Genomic DNA, 19,787 nt, shown 5'->3' on the forward strand with positions numbered 1-19,787 from the left:
GTCCTCGTCGGCGAGCAGGTCCGCCGTGTCGCCCCGGTGGACGGTGCGTCCGTCGGCCAGCACCGCGCAGGTTCCGGCGACCCGCCGCACCAGCGCGAGGTTCTGCTCGACCAGCAGCACCGGCACGCTGCGGGCGACCCGGTCGAAGACGTCGGCGACCTCCGCCACGATCCTGGGGGCCAGCCCCTTGGTCGGCTCGTCGGCGATGATCAGCCGGTTGCCGTTGAGCAGGGTCCGGGCGATGGCCACCATCTGCTGCTGGCCGCCGGAGAGGGTTCCGGCCAACTGCCTCTCTCTTTTCTTCAGTTCGGGGAACAGTTCGTGCACCAGCGGATAGGCGGGCTCGGCGTCCCGTTCCGCCAGCCGCAGGTTCTCTGCCACGGTGAGCTGGGCGAAGATGCCCCGGTCCTCGGGGATGTAGCCGATGCCCCTGCGCACCACGAGGTGGGTGGGCAGCCGCGAGAGTTCCTCCCCTGCGAGCCGGACGCCGCCGGTGCGCGGAACGAGTCCCACGACCGCCTTGACGGTGGTGGTCTTGCCGGCCCCGTTGCGGCCGAGCAGGGCCGTCACGCCGGAGGCAGCGACGTCCAGGTCCACGCCGTGCAGGATGTGCAGCCCGTCGATCACGACCCGCAGGCCGCGCACGGTGAGCAGGGGGTCGGCGGGCGCGTGCGCCGGGCGCGCGGGCGGCGGGGTCGGCTCGCCGGCGCGGGCCCCCCGGGTCGGCTCGGTCACAGCGCCTCCCCGAGGTAGGCCTCCTGGACGGTGGGGTCTGCCATCACCGCGGCGGGGGTGTCCAGCGCCAGCAGCGTCCCGTGGTGCATCACGGCGAGGCGGTCGGCGAGTTCGAGCAGGACGTCCATGTGGTGCTCCACCATCAGTACGGTGCGTCCCAGGTCGCGGTGGACGGAGCGGATGAGGGCGGTCAGCGCCGGGACCTCCTCGGCGCTGACGCCGGCCATCGGCTCGTCCAGCAGGATGACCCGGGGGTCGCCGACGAGCAGCACGGCGAGTTCGAGCTTGCGCTTCTCCCCGTGGGACAGCGCCCCGGCCAGGGTGTCGGCGCGGTGGGCGAGTTCGGTGCGTTCCAGGGTGTCGGCCACCTGGCGGCGGTAGCGGTCGGCGCGCCGCCACAGGCGGTAGGAGGCGCGCGGTCCCTCGGCCGCCTGCGCGGCCAGCCGTACGTGGTCCGCCACGGTCATGCCGGCCCACAGGGAGGACGTCTGGAAGGTCCGGCCCAGTCCGCGCCGGGCGCGGGCGTGCACGCCCGCGCCGGTGATGTCGGCTCCGTCGAGTTCCACGGTGCCCGCGCTCGCCGGGCAGATCCCGGAGACCAGGTTGAACAGCGAGGTCTTGCCGGCCCCGTTGGGGCCGATGAAGGCGACGAACTCGCCCTCGTGCACGGTGCAGGACACCTCCTGCACGATCGGGACGCCACGGACCGACCAGCCGAGGTCGCGCAGTCGCAGGACCGGGCCGGCGGTGGTCGCCGCCGGCCGGGTGCCCGCGCCGCGCTCCGTCCCGGTCCGGTGGCCGCCGGGAGTCACCGGACCGGGTGCGGATGCGGAGTTCGCCATGGGATCAGCCCGCCATCGGTGTGACCGGCGGAGCCACCTGGTCGGCGGGCAGGGTGCGCACCACGGAGGGCTTGGGGGCGGACGGGGCGCCGGTCAGCTTGACCTGGAACATCGGCTGGAGCAGCGCGTGGTCCTCGGCACGGACCGTCAGCCTGCCCTTGACGCCGTCGAAGCTCCATCCCTCCAGGGCCGCGGCCAGTGCTGAGGTGTCGGTGGCCGACCCCTCGGCGCCCTGCACCGCGTGCACGATCATCTGCGCGGCGGTGAAGCCGTCCGGGGTGAAGATGTCCGGCGTGCCGCCCGCCTTGGTGACGGCGTCGGCCATGGCGCGTTCCACGTCGGTGCCCGCGGCGCCGTCGAAGTAGTGGCTGAGGAAGGAGATCTTCGTCGCCGCCGGCCCGAACAGCGGGTAGGAGGCCGCCAGGTCCAGGCCGGTGACCACCTTGGTGGAGGAGAACACGTCCTGCTGGGTGAGGGAGGTCCACAGCGCCGAGGCCGTCTCGCCCGCCCATGCCACGAACAGCAGGTCGGGGTCGGAGGACTTGGCCTGCTTGGCGAACGGCGTCAGGTCGGTCGCGCTCGGCGGGGCGAGCACCGCCTTCACGGTGGCGCCCTGCTTGCCCAGCACCGCCTTCACCGCGGCGACGTTCGCCTGGCCGAAGGCGCTGTCCTGGGCCAGCACCGTGACCTTGCTGCCATGGGCGTCCTTGCCGATGAGCGAGGCCGCGGTCAGGATGTCCTGGTAGGACTGGCGGCCGGAACGGAAGGTGTACTTGTTCAGGCCGGTGATCTTGTCGGCGGCAGCCGGTCCGCTGATGAACAGCACCTTGTTCTGGGCGGCGACCGGCGCCACCTGGAGCGCCACGCCGGAGGAGGTGGAACCGGCCAGGATCGTGCATCCCTTGCCGATCAGGTCCTTGGCCTCGGAGACGGCCTTGGCCGGATCGCCCGCGTCATCCTCAACGGTCAGCTCGATACGGTGGCCGCCGGCCTTGCCGGTGCCCTTGGTCGCGTAATCGAGGCCCGCCCGGAATCCCTCGATGTACTGCTTGCCGTATGCCGCGAGCGGGCCGGTCTTGGAGTACACCAGCCCGACCTTCACCGGGGCCTGCGCCCCGGAGCCGGAACCGCCGCTCGCCGTGCCGGCGGTACCGGCCTTGCTGCAGCCGACCGCGAGCAGCCCGCAGGCCGCGAGCGCGGCGAGCTGCCGCCGTATCCGTACGGATCGGGTCGCGGCGCGGGCCGCCGGTCTGGTCGCGGTATCCGAACGGGAGGTCATGGTCGGCTCCTGGGTGTCGCTGATCGTCGGGGAAGACGCACCGGACGCCCCATTCCGGACGGCGGCGTCGGCGGTTGCGGGAACCGTAGGCCGCCGGGACGGACCGCGATATGTGACCGTCAGAGACATCGGTGGCCTGTTCCATGTGGTCCGCCACCACAGCACGCGGAGTAGGCCGGGGATTTGCGGACATTCCGTCCCGCTCTGTTCGGGACCGACGCGCGCTGCGGTCCCGCGCAGCCACGGAAGACCGGGCGCGCTCGCATCTCCAACCGGCAGCGGGTCGGGTCCGTGGTCCGCCGCTGCCGGACAGCCGAGCCCGTTTTTAAAGACGCGCACGGGGAGCCAGTCCGTCCGCCACCCCGGCGATGATCATTGGTTTGCCGATGGCCGACGGGTGCCCTCGCGGTGCTGGTCTCAAGCCCCTGACTTGGGCTTTCGGTGGCCGAAGTATCGGACGTGTGCGAGATGTTGACACCCTCCGGGGGCTTCCTATCATCAATGCTTGTCCGTCACTGCGACCATTGTTCGAAATATCGTCAATCCTGATCGTCGCTCCGATGGCTCCGGGCGCGCACGGCAGCGGTCTTCGACTCGCTCCAAAGGTTTCCAGTAGTGACATGTCCTTGACATTGCTGCGGGTGTCCGTCCTCTCGGCGGTGGGACGCCGTCGAGTCCACTCGTTCCCAGGAGATGATCCATGCCTGTGACTTCCGCCCGCTTACGACGGTGGGGCAAGTGGCTTGCTCCGCTGGCGTTGACCGTGGCCATGCTGGGCGCGCAGACGTCCGCCGGCAGCAGCGCCGCAGCCGTCGGCTCCCTCCCCTGCGACCTGTACGCCTCCGGCGGCACGCCCTGCGTGGCCGCGCACAGTACGACCCGCGCTCTGTTCTCCTCCTACAACGGCCGCCTCTACCAGGTCAAACGCGCCTCCGACGGTGCCACCCGGGACATCGGTGTGCTCAGTGCGGGCGGTTACGCCGACGCCGCCGCGCAGGACTCGTTCTGCGCGGGAACGAGCTGCCTGATCACCGTCATCTACGACCAGTCCGGCCGCGGCAACCATCTCACCCAGGCACCGCCCGGAGGCTTCTCGGGCCCCGCTGCAGGCGGGTACGACAACCTGGCGGAAGCATCCGCGGCACCGGTCACCGTGGGCGGTCACAAGGCGTACGGCGTCTTCATCGCCCCCGGCACCGGATACCGCAACAACAGCACCAGCGGCATCGCCACCGGAGACCAGCCCGAAGGCATGTACGCGATCCTCGACGGCAGCCACTACAACGGCGGCTGCTGCTTCGACTACGGCAACGCCGAGACCAACAGCCGGGACAACGGCAACGGCACCATGGAGGCCATCTACTTCGGCAACATCAAGGTATGGGGCTACGGCACCGGCAACGGCCCCTGGGTCATGGCGGATCTGGAGAACGGGCTGTTCTCCGGGGTGAACGCGGGCTACAACGCGAACGACCCCAGCGTCAGCCACCGGTTCCTCACGGCCGTCGTCAAGGGCGAGCCGAACCACTGGGCGATCCGGGGCGGCAACGCCCAGTCCGGCGGCCTGTCCACCTTCTACAACGGCACGCGCCCCAACGTCTCGGGCTACAACCCGATGAGGAAGGAAGGCGCCATCATCCTCGGCATCGGCGGCGACAACAGCAACGGCTCCGCCGGCACCTTCTACGAGGGCGTCATGACGTCCGGTTACCCGTCGGACGCGACCGAGAACGCCGTACAGTCCAACATCAACTCGGTCGGCTACACGGCGTCCTCGACGGCGGGCGGGCTCACGGCGGGCTCCAGGGTCTCGCTGCGGGCCACCACCTCCTGCTGCACCACCGAGTACCTCAAGCACAACAGCGCCGACGCCTACGCCGCCATCTCGACGGTCTCCTCGTCCAGTTCGTCCGCCGACAAGCTCGCGGCCACCTGGACCGTGCGGGCGGGCCTGGGCGACGCCTCATGCGTCTCCTTCGAGTCCGCCGACAAACCGGGCCAGTACCTGCGCCACTACGACTTCCGGCTGCGCATCGACAGCAACGACGGCAGCGCACTGTTCAAACAGGACGCCACGTTCTGCCCCCAGGCGAGCCACAACGGACAGGGCATCTCACTCCGTTCCGCCAACTACCCCAGCGACTTCGTACGCCACTACAACAACGACGCCTACATCGCGAGCCACGGTGGCTCCCACACCTGGGACGCCGCCACCCTCTGGGCCGACGACACCAGCTGGGCGGTGGCCAGCCCCTGGGCCTGACACCCACCCCGCGACTCCCGCATCCCGCCTGTGCCACCCGACCCGGTGGCACAGCCGTGGTGACCACCCGGTTCGGGTACGAAATCGACATGGCGTCGCGTCCCGTTGCCGTCAGGCCCCGTCCAAGCTCAGCTGTTCTGGCTTCGGCGGGGTGCAGGGCGTGTCCTGGCGCGTGTCGGTGGCGGCGGGAGACAGCGGCGGCCTACCCGCGCACCCTCGCCTCCACGAGGAACGGGCTCGGCGCGCCGGACCAGGAGACGTACAGGCTGTCGTGGGCCCGTGTGCAGGCGACGAACAGCAGGCAGCGTTCCGTCATCATGTCCGTCTCGTGCTGCTTGGGGTAGACCTCGGGCAGCGTGACGGCCTTCGGGAACGGCAGCGCGCCGTCGCCGGCGCTGATCACAGCGACGCAGCGGAACTCGAGCCCCTTGAGCGAGTGCATGGTCCCGACCCGCACGGCTCCCGCATCCCCCGCGGTGTCGGCGGCCCGCAACGATGCGGCCGGGACGCCTGCGGACACCTTTGCCGAGGGATTCCTGGGAGAGACATGACCCACTGGGTGAAGCCGCTGACAGTTCCTGAGTCGGAGTGGCTCAAAAGCAGTTACATCAGCGGTGAGGGCGGGGAATGCGTCGAGGTTGCCGCCCACGCAGCCACCAGCGTACTGGTGCGGGACTCGACGCGCCCTGCAGGAGTCCCGCTGTCCTTCGGGGTCGAAGCTTGGACCGGCATCGTGCGGATGGCCGCCGGGCGCTGAACCGGCGGCCGTACGACCGTCGGGGCCCGGCGCGCGTCGCACCGGGCCCCGCTTGCCACGGGTGGGCCGCCGAGGCTGAGCGGTGTGTGAGCCGATGGCTGCGCAGCCGTGGTTGCCACGCGGGGCGGCAATTGGAGGATGTGTGCCAGCCATCGGCGCCGTTTCCAAGCCGCATCGGAGCCGCCGATGGCACAAACCCACCACATACCCGCGGCGGCCACCGCCCGCCGCCGAAGATCCCTACAGGTCGTCCAGCCCCTCCTGCCGGCGGATCATCCGCCAGGCCGCGCGGCGGGCGCTGCGGTCGAACCGAGTGCTGAGTCTGCTGGACGTGCTTCCCGACGACTTCGCCTTGCTGCCGAGGGTGACTTCACGCGAAGAAGGCATGCAGGTCAGCCAGCTCCTTGACCGTGCTACAGGCGTCGCCGGCAGATGAGCGCGCATCCCAGGGTTCTGAAGCCCATCGCCAGGCACCCGCTGTCAACGTGACGACACCCCCGGCGCCGCAACTACCTCGAACAACAGCGTCACGGGGCCGCCGGTGCCGAGCCTTCGAGCCGTGAACGCCTCTCCATTGCAGGTGAGTTGCCGATTCCATGGGCGTGCACCCCACTGATTATGATCTTGGTCATGACTGTGCAGAACCAGAACTCTGACAACCCTCCTTCCCGTAAACAGAGACTTCAGGAGAGGCAGCGCCGTCAGCTGGCGGTGGTAGACACCGTGGACAAGGCCGAGGCCAAGGTCCGCAAGGCAGAGGTCGAACTGGCCGTGGCTGTCGCTGAGGCGGTGCAGGTCTTCGGCGACGAGCAGTCCGCGTCCGAGGGACTCGATATGCCGGTCGAAGCCATCCGGCGCTTCCTTGGCATGGGACGGGACGGAGCGGCCGGGGGCGGCAACGTCGCTGAGGTCGCCGGCAAGTCCTGAGCTCCGCGTTCGCGGCGAGCCGTGGTACGAGATCGGTGTCGACGCCCCGTATCGCCGCAGGGAACGCTGCCCGGAACGGGTCAGCCGCTGACCCGGCAGGCCGTCTCCGGGAGACACCGGACAGCCATCGGCCCTGCGGCAGGCAAGGAATCGGCGGCCCGGGATCATCTCGCCCCGCCTTCACGCGGTCGACGGCAAGGCGGATCGCTGCGTCGATCGGCCTGATCGGCGACGCCACGACGACGCCGTGATGGGATCGACGACCGGCCCGCCGAGGCCGGGTTGATTCACCCCGGTAGGCCCGGAAGGCGCTGGGCCGCGTTGCCGGCCGGTGCGGTGCGCGCCGCGCTGCGCCTCACCTGGGGCGCGGTACGGCGCCGCTCGTTCCGTGGCGTGACCTGTGGCGACGCCACGGCGTTGACCCGTCGTGGGCGGGCGTGGGCCCTGTGCCGGGTGGCGCGCGGTGAGAGGCGGGCAGCGGCGGTGACCGTGAAGGACGCGGAGACGGGGCAGGGGCGACAGGAGCGGCAGCGGCCGGAGGACGAGCCGGGCACGGGTGTCGTGACCGCGTTCGGGCGGCAGTTGAAGCTGCTGCGGGTGCGGGCGGGGCTGGACCGGGCGGAGTTCGGCGGGCGGGTCGGCTGTTCGGCGGACATGGTGGCGTCCGTCGAGCAGGGGAGGCGGATCCCGCAGGCCCGGTTCATCGAGAAGGCGGACGAGGTGCTGGGGGCCGGGGGGCTGCCGACGGCGTTGAAGGAGGAGGCGGCTCGGGCTCAGTATCCGGCGTTCTTCCGGGACGCGGCGAGGTTGGAAGCGGAGGCGGATGAGCTCTTCCTCTATGCGGTGCAGGCGATTCCGGGGCTTCTCCAGACCGAGGAGTAGACCCGTGATCTGCTTGCCATGCGGCGTCCGCTGCTGGATGAGGACACCATTGAACAGCGCGTCGCAGCACGGCTGATGCGCCAGGAGATCTTCACTCGTTGGCCGGCACCGCTCGTGAGTTTCGTCATCGAGGAGGGCGTGCTCCGCGAGCCGTTCGGCGGTGCGCCGGTCTTGCGAGGGGTTCTCGAAAACGTCTTGCTGATCGGGCACAAGCGCAACGTTGAGATCCAGGTCATGCCGAACGACCGCGAGGACAACGCTGGCGTAGACGGGCCCGCGCAGGGCGGACTTCACGGCGGTGGCGGCGTCGCCGGACTGGGAGGAGTGGGCCTCGTCGACGATGATCGCGAAGCGGGTGCCCTTGATCTCGGTGGGGTTGCGCTTGATGTACTCCAGCAGCGCCGGGAACGAGTGCAGGGTGACCGTGACGATCTTCCCTGTGTCCCGGGGGAGGGCGCGGGCGAGCTGCTCGCTCTTCGCGCCGTGCTTCTCGTCGACCTTCACGACCAGGCCGTCCGTCTGCGAGAAGCTGCCGACGGTCGCGCTGAGCTGGGCGTCCAGGGCGATGCCGCCATGCCGTCGATCGAGCGTTGACTCTGAGGTCCTGACCGGCCGCCTGCGCAGTTGCGTCCCCCCAGTGCGTACGGCCGGCCCAGGCGTCGACAGGCGTCCCGCCCCGGCCGCCCCTATCCTGAGGGCAGGACCTCGGGGTACGGCCCCCGGTCGGGGCCGTGGCCTGCGGTTTTCTTGTGTTCGGCGTCGCCGTGGGCGGGCACGCCTCCGCGCCGCGCCCGGCCGGCGGAGGCGGGAACGGGGTCCCACACGGTTGGAGTCAGCCCATGACGCATGCCTGCACACGGTTGCGCAGGGGGGTCACCGCCGCCGTCGCGGTGGGGATGCTCGCGATGCCGATCGCGTTCGGGGCCGCGTTCGGGGTGCCGGAGTCGCGCACCACGGCCGTCCGTATGGACGCGCCGCGCACGCCGTCCGGTGTCACGAGGGCGTTCTCGGGGGAGGCCCGGGACCTCACCCCCGAGGTGACGCGGCAACTCGACGCGGCCGTGCGGCAGGTCATGCGGGAGGCGCGCGTGCCCGGTGTGACCGTGGGACTGTTCACACCGAACCGGGGCCGTTATGTGCGCTCGTTCGGAGTGGCCGACAAGAACAGCGGCCGGAGGATGTCGCCGGATCTGTACATGCGGATCGGCAGCGAGACCAAGACGTTCACCGTGACGGCGCTGCTGCAACTGGTCGACCGGGGCGCGGTGCGCCTGGACGATCCGATCGGCAGATACGTCGACGGTGTGCCCGGCGGGGACAGGATCACCCTGCGCCAACTGGCCGGAATGCGCAGCGGGTTGTTCAACTACAGCGAGGACGCCGCCTTCCTGAGGGCGCTGACGTCCGATCCACGGCGGTCGTTCACTCCGCGCGAGCTGCTCGGCTACTCCTTCGGGCATCCGGTGCTGTTCCCGCCGGGGGAGAGGTTCGATTATTCCAACACCAACCTGGTCCTGCTCGGGCTGGTCGTCGAGAAGGCGGGCGGACTGCCGCTCGGGGACTTCATCCGGCGGAACATCCTCGCACCGGCCGGACTGAACCACACGCTGTTCCCCGACGGCGCGACGTTCCCGGACCCGCACGCGCAGGGATACACGAACCGGACCGCGGGCGGGAAGACCGAGGACGCGGCCGGCTGGAACCCCTCCTGGGGCTGGGCGGCCGGTGCGATGGTCTCCGATCTGCGGGACCTGCGGGTATGGGCGCGTACGCTGGCCACCGGCAGGCTGCCGGACGGCGGCCTCCTGATCAGCCCGGCCCTTCAGCGCCAGCGGCTCAGCACGCCCCCGACCCCGTTCCCGGGCGTCGGATACGGCCTCGGCGTCTTCACCGTACGGGGCTGGATCGGGCACAACGGGGCACTGCCGGGCTACGAGTCCCTGACCGTCCACCTCCCGTCCGCGCGGACCACCCTCGTCGTGCTGCTGAACACCGACATCGACCACGGGGGCAAGGCATCCAGCACGCTCTTCGGCGAGGCGATCACGAAGATCGCCACACCGGGACACGTCTTCACCCTGCCCGCGCAGCCCGCCACCGGGTGAGGGCCCGTGTGTCCGGCAGCGCCGCCGGTGTGCGCCCCAGGGTGGCGCCGGTTCTCCACCGGCAGGAAAAACACGTGCTTTCGGCCCCGCTCGCTCCCTACACTCACCGTGCATCGCGCGCCGCACCGTTCTCGCGGCGCGTTCCGTGACGAGTGAGGGGAGCCCGGCCGTGCGCGAGCGCACCGCTGTCGTCGTTCCCCGGTCACGGTACGAGGTGATCCTGGTGTCCTCGTACGTCCGGTGCCGGCTGCGCGGCCGGCACCGGATGCCCGCGACGAACACCTGACCCCGCCCGCTCCCGGCCGGCAGTGCCCGGCAGTGCCCCGCCGGCGGCCGGAACGCGCCGCCGCGCTCGTGGCTCGACGGAGGGTCTCGGGACGGCCCGGCCGCGGGCCCGTTCGTCCGGCAATCGCGCCGCCCCGTTCCGCGACACCGCGACACCTCGGAAGGCCACGGGCCGTGCGTACCTCTCTGCACCGTCAACACACCAGTCCGCTCACCGCCGTTCGCAATCTCGGCATCCTCGCCCACGTCGACGCCGGGAAGACCACCGTCACCGAGCGGATCCTCTGTCTGACCGGAACCACCCACAAGCGCGGCGAGGTCCACGACGGCACGACCGTCACCGACTTCGACTCCCAGGAACGCGACCGCGGCATCACCATCTTCGCCGCGGCCGTCAGCTGCGCCTGGGACGGTCACCGGATCAACCTCATCGACACCCCGGGCCACGTCGACTTCGCCGACGAGGTCGAGCGCTCGCTGCGCGTGCTGGACGGCGCGATCGCCGTGTTCGACGCGGTCGCGGGCGTCGAACCGCAGAGCGAGTCGGTGTGGCGGCAGGCCGACCGGTACGGAGTGCCGCGCATCGCCTTCGTCAACAAGCTGGACCGCGCGGGCGCCGACCTCGACACGGCGGTCGACTCGGTCCGCCGGCGGCTGCACCCGGCCCCGCTGGTCGTCCAGCTGCCGATCGGGGCGGAGGACCGGTTCACGGGTGTGGTGGACCTGCTGCGCATGCGGTCCCTGGTCTGGGCCGACGGCGGCGACACGGCCGAGGAGGGCCCGGTCCCCGACGCCCTGCTCGACGAGGCCCGGCGGCGCCGCAGGATGCTGGAGGAGGCCGTGGCCGAACTCTACCCCCTGGCCCTGGAGGAGTTCTGCGCCACGGCCACCCTCACCCCGCGGACTCTGGCCCGTGCGCTGCGCGAGCTGACCCGCAGCGGTGACGGCGTCGTGGTGCTGTGCGGCTCGGCCTACCGCAACCGCGGCATCGAGCCGCTGCTGGACGCCGCCGTCGCCTACCTGCCCTCGCCGCTGGACGTGCCCGCGGTGCGCGGCACCGGTGAGGACGGCACGGAGCAGGAGCGGACCGCCGACCCGGCGGCACCGTTCGCGGCCCTGGCGTTCAAGGTGAACGCCACGCCCACGGGACGGCTCACCTATCTGCGGGTCTACTCGGGCACGCTCACGAAGGGAGAGACGGTGATGGACGCGGGCACCCGGCGCACCGAGCGGATCGGCCGGATCCTGCGGGTGCGGGCCGACCGCCATGCGGAGCTGGACCGGGCCGTGGCCGGAGACATCGTCGCGGTGGCGGGACCGAAGGCGGCCCGTGCCGGATCGACGCTGTGCGCACCCGGGGCGCCCCTGCTCCTGGAGCCTGCGACGGTCGCCGAACCGGTCGTCTCCGTCGCGGTCGAGGCCCGCAGGAGCACCGACACCGGCCGGCTGGCGGCGGCGCTCGCACGCCTGGTCGAGGAGGACCCCTCGCTGACCGTCCGCACCGCCCCGGAGACCGGCCAGACCGTGCTGTCGGGCATGGGTGAACTGCACCTGGAGGTGGCGGTGGAGAAGATCCGCCGCGCCCACGGCCTGGACGTGGGCGTCGGCCGGCCCCGGGTGGCCCACCGGGAGACCGTGGTCCGCGGGGTCTTCGGGCTGGCGTACCGGCACGTCAAACAGGACGGTGGCGCGGGCCAGTTCGCCCACGTGGTCCTCGATGTGGAACCGCTGGCGGCCGGGGACGGCGAGGGCGCGACGGGCTTCACGTTCCGCTCGGCCGTCGTCGGCGGCCGGGTGCCTCAGGAGTACGTCCGGGCGGTCGAGGCCGGCTGCCGGGACGCACTGGCCGAGGGACCGCTGGGCGGCCATCCGGTGACCGGGCTGAGCGTCCTGCTGACCGACGGGGCGACCCATCCGAAGGACTCGTCGGAGATGGCGTTCCGGACGGCCGGCCGGCTCGCGCTCCGGGAGGCGCTGCGGGCCTGCCTGATGGTGCTGCTGGAGCCGGTCGCCGAGGTCACCGTCACCGTGCCCGACGATGCCGTCGGAGGGGTGCTCGGGGACCTGGCGGCGCGCCGCGGCCGGGTCTCGGGTTCGACGGCTCGGGCGGGTGCCACGGTCCTGACCGCCACCGTGCCGCTGGCCGAACTGTTCGGCTACGCGACCCGGTTGCGCAGCCGTACCCGGGGCCGGGGATCGTTCACCACCCGGCCCACCGGATACGCCCCGGCCCCGGCTCCGGGCCAGGCGGCTTCCGGGACACCGGCCCGGTAGGCCGGCGACGGCCGGGGTGGTGGGTTGCGGCCGGGGCGATGGGCTGCGGCCCGGTCGGTCGGCGGTGCCGCCCTCGCGGGCGGCACCGCCGACGCCGGCAGGCCCGTCCGTGTCCGCCCCGGGGCATTCGTTCGCCCCCCGCGCCTCACCCGCCCATCGCGGCGGCCGTCCCACGGGACGTTCCCCCTGTCCCTGGAACATGGGGACGGAATTCCCGGCCGTCGGGACGGAAAGCCTCGGCGACGTCCGATCACGCCTCGTGATCGCACTGTCAGTCCGGAGGTTTCCATGATTCGTCGGACACTGCAGGGCGGCCTGCTGGCCGCGGTCGCGATGTTCGCGCTCGTGCCCACGGCGGCCGTGGCCGTCGCGGCCGATCAGGCCGCACCGGCGCCGGTCGCCGCCACCGTCCCGCACCATCCGCACACACTGCTTCCCGCCGTGGCCCGGCACACGCCGGTCCGGCATCGTGCGCACGGTTCCGCACGGTGCAGGCACCACGTCCGTCACCACCGCCGTACCGCCCGAGTCACGGGGCGGGTCGCCACGCGCTACATCCCGCTCAACGTCCGCTCCGGCCCCGGCCTCGGCTACCGCGTGATCGGCCACCGCCGCGTCAACGGACGGCTGGCGCTGGTCTGCAAGACGTACGGGTCGTACGTGTTCGGGAACCCGCGCTGGTACCGGCTCGCGGGCGGCAGGGGATACGTCTCCGCCCGCTACGTCCGTGCCTGGAGCACCGTGCCCTGGTGCTGACGTCCGTTCTCCCGCCCATCGAAAGGACGGCCCGGCCGGTTCACTCACGGGTGAACCGGCCGTGCCGTCGGCGTGTCAGGATCCCCGGCGACTCACCCTTCTCATACCGGCACCCATGTGTGGCGGCACCACCCGCCAGGGAACAGATCACAACAAGCAGTGCGAAAAGCCCAAATTGGAGTCGGCGTCGAGGGACAGGTCATGCGACAGCCCCAAGGATCGAGACCGTGAAGGCCGGTGCGCCATGGACGGCGATGCCCTGCCGGCCGGCGGCCGCTCCGCCCGCCCAGCCGGACGACCCCGTGGCGGCGGGGCTGCGCGGGCTGAAGGAGCGCACCGGTCTCAGTCTCGCGGCCCTGGCCGCCCGCACCCCTTACAGCAAGTCCGCCTGGCACCGCTACCTCCACGGCGTCCAACGGCCGCCCCGTTCGGCCGTGGAGGCGCTGGCCGCACTCGCCGGCGCCGACCCCGCACCCCTGCTCGCCCTGTGGGAGGCGGCCGAGCGGGCACCGGCGGCGGACGGGCCGTCCGCCGCCGGTGCCACGGCGCGGCCCACCCGCTCGCGGCGGCTGCCGTTCCCGGCGCTCGCCCTGGTCGTCACGGTCTCCGCGGTGGTGGTCACCCTCGTGGCGACCCACCGCTCCCACGCTCCCGGCGGGCGGCTCGCGGCGGCCTCGCCCCGGTGCCGGGGAGCGTCCTGCCAAGGGCAGCTGCCCGCGGGCTCCGCCTGCCGCCGGGACGCGCAGACCAAGAGCACGGTCCACGACGCCTCGTACGCCGTACGGCTGGAGTACTCGCCCTCCTGCGGCACCGCCTGGGCCGAGGTCCAGGCGCGGGCGTCGGACGCCCGGGTCATCTCCGTCCGCTCCGGGCGGGACGTGCTGTCCGCCGGGTACCCGGGCGACGGCGCCGGCGGCTGGGCGAGCCCCATGCTCGCCGTCACCTCGCTCGACGGTGTGGAGGCGTGCGCCGAGGTGGGCGGCAGACTGGCCTGCACCGGCCTGGACTCCGTGCCGACCGGGGAGGGCTGAGCGGATGACCGGATCGAGTGCCGCGCGGGGTGTGCGCCGTATGAGGGCGTGCCGCCCTGACGGATGTCCTACATGTTGTAGGGTTTGGGGCGTCCGTCCGCCGGTCCGTGCCGGGCGGTGTGTTGCCGCCGATCGGGGGAGCCGTGCAGGAGTCTGACGAGCCGTCACCACTGGGCGGTCCGATCTTCGAGCAGGTGGTGGACCGGGCCCTGGGCTCTCCTGAGATCGCCGCCGCGATCGGTGCCGCCGACACGGGCCCGTGGCGTGAGCGGTTGCGGGCGCGTGCCCTGGAGGAGCGTGAGCGCCTCCTCGGTGTCGCCGCCGTGGAACACGACGAGTACGTCAAGGCGCTGGCCGCCGCCGTCGGCCGCGACGGTCCGCCGCACGCCGACGACGCCACGAGGGAGCGGATCCTGCCCGTGCTCGCGGTCCTCGTGCCGAGCCTCGGGGCCGTGGCCACGGGAGTGTTCCTGCTGTGCGGATTCGGCCTGCGCGCCTTCGCCGTGCGCCCCCACATCGGCGACGGGCTCGTGATGGCCGGAGTGATCGCCGCGGCCGTGACGGCGGGGGCCGCGATCGGGGATCTCGGCTGGCTTCTGGTGACGGGCGCACGCGGCCGAGCCCGGCGCGGGGCCGGCGAGGCGGCACCGGGCGACCCCGAGGTGAGCCGGGCCCGTGCGGCGTGGGAGCTCGCCGTGCTGGAACGGGGGCTGGTGCCCTTCCTGACAGAGTGCGCGGGTGTGGGCCCCGCGGGACCCACACTCATGGGTGCGGGCTCCATGGGGGCCAGTCCTATGGGTGCGGGCTCCATGGGTGCCAGTCCCATGGGTGCCAGTCCCATGGTTATGGGCCCCATGAGCCCCGGTTTTATGAGTCCCGGTTCCATGAGCCCCGGTTCCATGGATCTCGACCGGGGGGAGGGCGACCGCGGGGACCCCGGGAACGCGGACCCGCAGTGCCCGGATCCCGGACGACCGGAGGATCGCCGACAGGCCGACGAGGCCCGTACCGTGGGCGCGGAGGAGCGGACCCAGTAGCGCGGTAGCACCGATCCTTGCCTGACTCCTACTCTCTGTGTGCTCCCTGTGTCCCCTACGAAATGTAGTGTTTACAGGACCCCGTTCCCCCTGCCGCTTCCGTCCCCGCCGGTTTCCCCGGCCTCTCGTCAAGGTGAGTCATCGCGGTGCCCGCACAGCAACAAGCAGTGGTCCCCCGGCAGCGCCCCCAGCGCCCGCAGAGTACGGAAGGCGACCGGCCGCCGTTGCTCGCGCGCCTCCGGCCGGGAGCGGCCGTCGCCACCGTGTGGTATCTGCGGCTGCTGGTGCTGCTGAACATCGTGGCGGTCCTCTCGCTGCCCTTCCGCGAAGAGGTCCACGAGCACAACGCCGGCGAGTACTTCACCCCGTACCTCGCCACCGCCGGACTGGTCTCGGCGGCCCTCGCCCTGTTCCTGGCCGTGGTGATGCGGCGTCGCAAGCGGGCCGCGTGGATCTTCAACATGCTGCTGGCCGGCTCCCTCTTCGGACTCTACGCGCTCGCCCTGACCCAGGACCCCTACCGCCGGCACGTCTTCAACTGGATCTCAGCCCTGCTCACCGGCCTGTTCGTGGCGGCGCTGCTGCTCGGGCGCAAGGAGTTCCGGGCCGTGGGCGACCGCTCCAACCCGCGTCTCGCACTGATCGTCGGCGCCTGCGGCATCCTCGTCAGCGGCGGCATCGGCACCCTGCTGGTGCGCGCCACCAACACGCTGCCCGGGGCCACCCTGACGGACGAGATCGCATACACGCTGCTGCGCGGCATCAGCGTCGGCCCGCTCGCCGACCGTGTCGACGCCGTGCACGCCCCGCGCTGGGTGGACATCACCGTCAACATCCTGATCGCGGTCTCCTTCCTCCTCGTCCTGTATGCCTGCTTCCGCTCTCCCCGAGGCCGTGAGCTCCTCGGCGCGGAGGACGAGCAGCGACTGCGGGTGCTGCTCGCCAAGCACGGCGAGAGGGACTCCCTCGGCTACTTCGCGCTGCGCCGCGACAAGGCCGTGATCTGGTCGCCGAGCGGCAAGGCCGCCGTCACCTACCGGGTGGTCGGCGGCGTCACCCTCGCCTCCGGCGACCCGATCGGCGACCCCGAGGCATGGCCTGGCGCCATCGAGCAGTGGCTGGAGGAGGCTCGCCGGCACGCTTGGACGCCCGCCGTCATGGGCGCCAGCGAGGAGGCCGGAACCATCTACGCCCGGCACGGCCTGGACGCCCTCGAACTGGGTGACGAGGCGATCGTGGAGGTCGCCGACTTCAGTCTGGAGGGACGGGCGATGCGGGTCGTGCGGCAGGCGCACAACCGCGTCCGGCGCGCCGGGTACACCGTGACCGTCCGACGCCACGGGGACATCCCGGAGCAGGACATGGCCACGCTGATCGAGAAGGCGGACCACTGGCGCGACGGCGGCAGCGAACGCGGCTTCTCCATGGCCCTGGGCCGACTCGGCGACCCCGCCGACGGGTGCTGCGTGATGCTGGAGTGCCGTGACGGCGAGGGCGAGCCCCGGGCCCTGCTCAGCTTCGTCCCCTGGGGCGAGCACGGGCTTTCCCTCGACCTGATGCGGCGCGACCGCAACTGCGAGAACGGCCTGATGGAGTTCATGGTCATCGAGCTGCTGCTGCGCGCCCGTGAGATCGGCGTCGAGCGGGTGTCGCTCAACTTCGCCATGTTCCGCTCCGTCTTCGAACGTGGCTCCCGTCTGGGCGCCGGTCCCGTCCTGCGGCTGTGGCGCTCCGTGCTGACCTTCTTCTCGCGCTGGTGGCAGATCGAGTCCCTCTACCGCGCCAACGCCAAGTACCGGCCCGTGTGGGAACCCCGCTTCCTGCTGTTCGAGAAGAGCAGCGACATTCCGCGCATCGGCGTCGCCAGCGCACGCGCCGAGGGGTTCCTGACCGTGCCGAGCCTGCCGGCGCTCTTCCGCCGTCGGCACGCCCCGGCCGCGCAGGGGCAGCCGGGGACGGCGTACCGAAAGGGTCATTGACCGGCAAAGTTCCGGGACCGGGTGAGACACGGGCGCCGAGGGCCGCGTAGAGGAGAAGGGGGAACCCCCCCCGCGCCGCCCGTCCCTCCGGAGGTATCCCGACCGTGACCATCGTCAAAGCACCCCCGCCTGTGGTCGGCCGAGGCGGCCGGGGCGACGGCGAGCAGACTCCGCAGGGATGGCAGTTCAACTCCTCCCTCGGCCTGACGCTGCTGCTGCTCGGGATGGTCGTCGGGCAGGGACCGATCCGGCGGGCGCTGGGCGCGCCGGTGATGCAGAGCTGGATGACCGTCTTCCTCGCGGTGGTCGTCCAGGCCCTGCCCTTCCTGGTCCTCGGCGTCCTGCTGTCGGCGGCCCTCGCGGTGTTCGTTCCGCCGTCGTTCTTCGCCCGGGCGCTGCCGCGACGGCCCGCGCTCGCGGTGCCGGTCGCCGGCGTGGCCGGGGCGGTCCTGCCCGGCTGTGAATGCGCGTCGGTGCCCGTCGCCGGGGCGCTCGTGCGCCGGGGTGTCACACCCGCCGCGGCACTGGCCTTCCTGCTGTCCGCCCCCGCGATCAACCCGATCGTGCTGACCGCCACCGCCGTCGCGTTCCCGCGCGACCCGGAGATGGTCCTCGCCCGGTTCGCGGCGAGCCTGCTCGTGGCGTGCGCGATGGGGTGGCTGTGGCAGAGGCTGGGGCGCACCGAATGGCTGCGACCGCCGGACCGTGCGTCGTACGAGGGCCGGAGCAAGGGAGCCGCGTTCTGGGGCTCCGTACGGCACGACGTGATGCACGCCGGCGGCTTCCTCGTGGTCGGAGCCATGGCCGCCGCCACCCTCAAGGCCGTGGCGCCGGCGAGTTGGCTGCGCACGGCGGCGGGCGACCCGATGGTGGCGGTCCTCGCGCTGTCGGTCCTGGCCGTGCTGCTGTCGATCTGCTCCGAGGCGGACGCGTTCGTGGCCGCCTCGCTGTCCCAGTTCTCCCTGACCGCCCGGCTGGCCTTCCTCGTGGTGGGACCGATGATCGACCTGAAGCTATTCGCGATGCAGGCCGGCACGTTCGGCCGCTCCTTCGCCCTGCGGTTCGCCCCCGCCACCCTCGTGCTCGCGATCCTGGCATCGGCCCTGACCGGGGCGGTGCTGCTGTGAACCGCCAGGCGCAGGCCGCCGTTCTCTTCCTGCTCGGCGGAGCGATGCTGCACGCCGGCACCACCGATCTGTATCTGCGCTACGTCAAGGCCGGGCTGCGCCCGCTGCTGCTCGCTTCCGGGGCCGTGCTGATCGTGGCCGCCGCGGCCACCGTCCGGTACGAACTGAGCCGGTCGCGGGTGGCTGCGGAACGCCCCGACGGCGGCGAGCCGCACGACGTCCACGGGGACGCCCAGGATCACCGGCAGGGGCAGGATCACCGGCAGGGACAGGAGCACGGGCACGAGCACGGGCACCAGCAAGGGCAGGGGTACGAGCAAGGGCAGGAGCGCGGGCACGGGCACACCCATCGCGAGCCCCGTATCTCCTGGCTCCTCGTGCTGCCCCTGTTCGCCCTCATCCTGGTCGCCCCGCCCGCGCTGGGTTCCTACAGCGCCCTGCGCACCGGAACCGCCCTCCAGCCGCCCTTCGGCTACCCGGCCCTGCCGGGCGGCGACCCGGTCCGGCTCAACCTGGTGGACTACGCGGGCCGCGCCGCCTACGGCCACGGACGCTCCCTCGGCGGCCGGAAGGTCGAGATCGCCGGGTTCGTCGCCCTCGATCGCGGCGGCACGCCCTACCTGGTCCGCATGGCCCTCAGCTGCTGCGCCGCCGACGCGCAGCCGGTCAAGGTCGGGCTGTCCGGGAAGCTGCCCCCCGTCCTGGAGCCCGACTCCTGGCTCGACGTCACCGGCACCTACACCGGCGAGCGGACCAAGGACCCCGTGAACGGGGGGATCATCCCGTTCATCGATGTCGTACGGGCCAGGCCGGTGCCGGCCCCCCGTGACCCGTACGACGAGAGCTGGAACAACTGAGACCGACGGGACGTCAGTTCGCAGACGCCCGGACCCCGTCCAGCGCCACGTTGAGCACCCGGTCCCGCTGTGCGTCGTCCAGGAAGTGCGTCGCAGTGATCCCGGCGACCATGCGCAGCAGGTCGTCGAAGCGCATGTCCGTGCGGGCCGCGCCCGCCTTCTGGGCGCGCTCGAACAGCGGGCCCCCGGCCTGGTACATGGACTCCCGGCAGGCCAGGAAGATGTCCGACTCGCCGTCCAGCGCCTCGCGGATGGCCCGCTTGGTCACCGTGTAGTCGACGAACCGGCGCAGCCACGAGGTCAGCGCCTCCCACGGCTCCAGGTCGGCGACCTCCTCGGCCACCTGGCACAGGGCGTTCACCTCGCCCGCGTACACGCTTTCGAAGAGGTGGCGGCGGGTGGGGAAGTTGCGGTAGAGCGTGCCGATGCCGACGCCGGCCCTCCGGGCGATGTCCTCCAGGGACGCCTCCGCGCCGTTCTCCGCGAAGGCGTCGCGCGCGGCGGTGATCAGGGCGTCGTAGTTGCGAGCGGCGTCCTTCCGGTGGGGCCGCTGGGACGCCACGATCTCGCTGACGGGGAACGGCTGGGCCGTCACTGCTGCCTCCCGGGCCGGAGCGGAGTTGAAGCGGAGGTATGCCTCCGTTACAGTGG

General features: G+C 72.0%; 16 protein-coding genes and 3 pseudogenes. 12 read left to right on the forward strand and 7 right to left on the reverse strand.

The window, feature by feature from the left end; all coding sequences use genetic code 11:
* From ACFSL4_RS04800 to ACFSL4_RS04810, 3 genes are all read right to left on the reverse strand, one after another.
* Positions 1-645: ABC transporter ATP-binding protein (locus ACFSL4_RS04800; protein WP_381078917.1), on the reverse strand; the 645-nt coding region annotated here is incomplete at its 3' end.
* An 86-nt stretch (positions 646-731) separates the two neighbouring features.
* Entirely contained in the window at positions 732-1,577 is an 846-nt protein-coding gene (locus ACFSL4_RS04805) for an ABC transporter ATP-binding protein (protein WP_381078845.1), read from the reverse strand.
* A 4-nt stretch (positions 1,578-1,581) separates the two neighbouring features.
* The gene (locus ACFSL4_RS04810) at positions 1,582-2,856 is read right to left on the reverse strand and encodes a substrate-binding domain-containing protein (RefSeq protein WP_381078847.1); all 1,275 of its coding nucleotides are present in this window, start codon (positions 2,854-2,856) and stop codon (positions 1,582-1,584) included.
* A 700-nt stretch (positions 2,857-3,556) separates the two neighbouring features.
* On the opposite strand from ACFSL4_RS04810, the gene ACFSL4_RS04815 reads away from it, so the two are divergent.
* Positions 3,557-5,119, forward strand: a complete 1,563-nt coding sequence (locus ACFSL4_RS04815) for an alpha-L-arabinofuranosidase B (protein ID WP_381078849.1) — start codon at positions 3,557-3,559, stop codon at positions 5,117-5,119.
* A gap of 202 nt (positions 5,120-5,321) precedes the next feature.
* On the opposite strand, the pseudogene ACFSL4_RS04820 reads toward ACFSL4_RS04815, so the two are convergent.
* Positions 5,322-5,636, reverse strand: a pseudogene (locus ACFSL4_RS04820) (3'-5' exonuclease); the annotation flags it as partial.
* A gap of 30 nt (positions 5,637-5,666) precedes the next feature.
* Here ACFSL4_RS04820 and ACFSL4_RS04825 point away from each other — a divergent pair.
* Positions 5,667-5,876 (forward strand): DUF397 domain-containing protein, encoded by a 210-nt coding sequence (locus ACFSL4_RS04825; RefSeq protein WP_381078851.1) that lies wholly within the window; start codon positions 5,667-5,669, stop codon positions 5,874-5,876.
* Positions 5,877-6,116: 240 nt separating this feature from the next.
* Here the strand turns inward: ACFSL4_RS04825 and ACFSL4_RS04830 are convergent, their stop codons facing one another.
* Complete coding sequence (locus ACFSL4_RS04830; RefSeq protein ID WP_381078853.1) at positions 6,117-6,263, reverse strand: hypothetical protein; 147 nt, start codon at positions 6,261-6,263, stop codon at positions 6,117-6,119.
* Positions 6,264-6,506: 243 nt separating this feature from the next.
* On the opposite strand from ACFSL4_RS04830, the gene ACFSL4_RS04835 reads away from it, so the two are divergent.
* Together ACFSL4_RS04835 and ACFSL4_RS04840 are read left to right on the forward strand one after the other, a co-directional pair.
* The gene (locus ACFSL4_RS04835; RefSeq protein WP_381078855.1) at positions 6,507-6,803 is read left to right on the forward strand and encodes a hypothetical protein; all 297 of its coding nucleotides are present in this window, start codon (positions 6,507-6,509) and stop codon (positions 6,801-6,803) included.
* Between the two features lie 561 nt (positions 6,804-7,364).
* Positions 7,365-7,961: pseudogene (locus ACFSL4_RS04840) on the forward strand (helix-turn-helix domain-containing protein); the annotation flags it as partial.
* Here ACFSL4_RS04840 and ACFSL4_RS04845 read toward each other — a convergent pair.
* Positions 7,962-8,246 (reverse strand): annotated as a pseudogene (locus ACFSL4_RS04845) (hypothetical protein); the annotation flags it as partial.
* A gap of 278 nt (positions 8,247-8,524) precedes the next feature.
* On the opposite strand from ACFSL4_RS04845, the gene ACFSL4_RS04850 reads away from it, so the two are divergent.
* From ACFSL4_RS04850 to ACFSL4_RS04885, 8 genes are all read left to right on the forward strand, one after another.
* The gene (locus ACFSL4_RS04850) at positions 8,525-9,790 is read left to right on the forward strand and encodes a serine hydrolase domain-containing protein (RefSeq protein WP_381078857.1); all 1,266 of its coding nucleotides are present in this window, start codon (positions 8,525-8,527) and stop codon (positions 9,788-9,790) included.
* A 459-nt stretch (positions 9,791-10,249) separates the two neighbouring features.
* Positions 10,250-12,349, forward strand: coding sequence for an elongation factor G (fusA, locus tag ACFSL4_RS04855; RefSeq protein WP_381078859.1), 2,100 nt, complete (start codon positions 10,250-10,252; stop codon positions 12,347-12,349).
* Positions 12,350-12,637: 288 nt separating this feature from the next.
* Entirely contained in the window at positions 12,638-13,105 is a 468-nt protein-coding gene (locus tag ACFSL4_RS04860; RefSeq protein ID WP_381078861.1) for an SH3 domain-containing protein, read from the forward strand.
* A gap of 227 nt (positions 13,106-13,332) precedes the next feature.
* Entirely contained in the window at positions 13,333-14,136 is an 804-nt protein-coding gene (locus ACFSL4_RS04865) for a helix-turn-helix domain-containing protein (protein WP_381078863.1), read from the forward strand.
* Between the two features lie 143 nt (positions 14,137-14,279).
* Positions 14,280-15,173: a hypothetical protein gene (locus tag ACFSL4_RS04870; RefSeq protein ID WP_381078865.1), complete on the forward strand. Its 894-nt coding sequence runs from the start codon at positions 14,280-14,282 to the stop codon at positions 15,171-15,173.
* 224 nt (positions 15,174-15,397) lie between these two features.
* Positions 15,398-17,152 carry a phosphatidylglycerol lysyltransferase domain-containing protein gene (locus ACFSL4_RS04875; protein WP_381078867.1) on the forward strand — a complete coding sequence of 585 codons (1,755 nt, stop codon included), beginning with the start codon at positions 15,398-15,400 and terminating at the stop codon, positions 17,150-17,152.
* Between the two features lie 104 nt (positions 17,153-17,256).
* Positions 17,257-18,279 (forward strand): permease, encoded by a 1,023-nt coding sequence (locus ACFSL4_RS04880; RefSeq protein ID WP_381078869.1) that lies wholly within the window; start codon positions 17,257-17,259, stop codon positions 18,277-18,279.
* Positions 18,276-19,136 carry a TIGR03943 family putative permease subunit gene (locus ACFSL4_RS04885; RefSeq protein ID WP_381078871.1) on the forward strand — a complete coding sequence of 287 codons (861 nt, stop codon included), beginning with the start codon at positions 18,276-18,278 and terminating at the stop codon, positions 19,134-19,136. Before ACFSL4_RS04880 ends, ACFSL4_RS04885 begins: the two co-directional genes overlap by 4 nt.
* A gap of 13 nt (positions 19,137-19,149) precedes the next feature.
* On the opposite strand, the gene ACFSL4_RS04890 is transcribed toward ACFSL4_RS04885, so the two are convergent.
* Positions 19,150-19,731: a TetR/AcrR family transcriptional regulator gene (locus tag ACFSL4_RS04890; RefSeq protein ID WP_381078873.1), complete on the reverse strand. Its 582-nt coding sequence runs from the start codon at positions 19,729-19,731 to the stop codon at positions 19,150-19,152.
* Positions 19,732-19,787 lie beyond the last annotated feature (56 nt).

The sequence above is a fragment of the Streptomyces caeni genome (genome assembly GCF_042678285.1).
Lineage (GTDB): Bacteria > Actinomycetota > Actinomycetes > Streptomycetales > Streptomycetaceae > Streptomyces > Streptomyces caeni.

What these genes read in the sequence shown, in the direction of transcription:
- ACFSL4_RS04805 (WP_381078845.1), bottom strand. Translation starts at nt 1,577, where the DNA reads ATGGCGAACTCCGCATCCGCACCCGGTCCGGTGACTCCCGGCGGCCAC.
- ACFSL4_RS04810 (WP_381078847.1), bottom strand. Translation starts at nt 2,856, where the DNA reads ATGACCTCCCGTTCGGATACCGCGACCAGACCGGCGGCCCGCGCCGCG.
- ACFSL4_RS04815 (WP_381078849.1), top strand. Translation starts at nt 3,557, where the DNA reads ATGCCTGTGACTTCCGCCCGCTTACGACGGTGGGGCAAGTGGCTTGCT.
- ACFSL4_RS04825 (WP_381078851.1), top strand. Translation starts at nt 5,667, where the DNA reads ATGACCCACTGGGTGAAGCCGCTGACAGTTCCTGAGTCGGAGTGGCTC.
- ACFSL4_RS04830 (WP_381078853.1), bottom strand. Translation starts at nt 6,263, where the DNA reads ATGCCTTCTTCGCGTGAAGTCACCCTCGGCAGCAAGGCGAAGTCGTCG.
- ACFSL4_RS04835 (WP_381078855.1), top strand. Translation starts at nt 6,507, where the DNA reads ATGACTGTGCAGAACCAGAACTCTGACAACCCTCCTTCCCGTAAACAG.
- ACFSL4_RS04850 (WP_381078857.1), top strand. Translation starts at nt 8,525, where the DNA reads ATGACGCATGCCTGCACACGGTTGCGCAGGGGGGTCACCGCCGCCGTC.
- ACFSL4_RS04860 (WP_381078861.1), top strand. Translation starts at nt 12,638, where the DNA reads ATGATTCGTCGGACACTGCAGGGCGGCCTGCTGGCCGCGGTCGCGATG.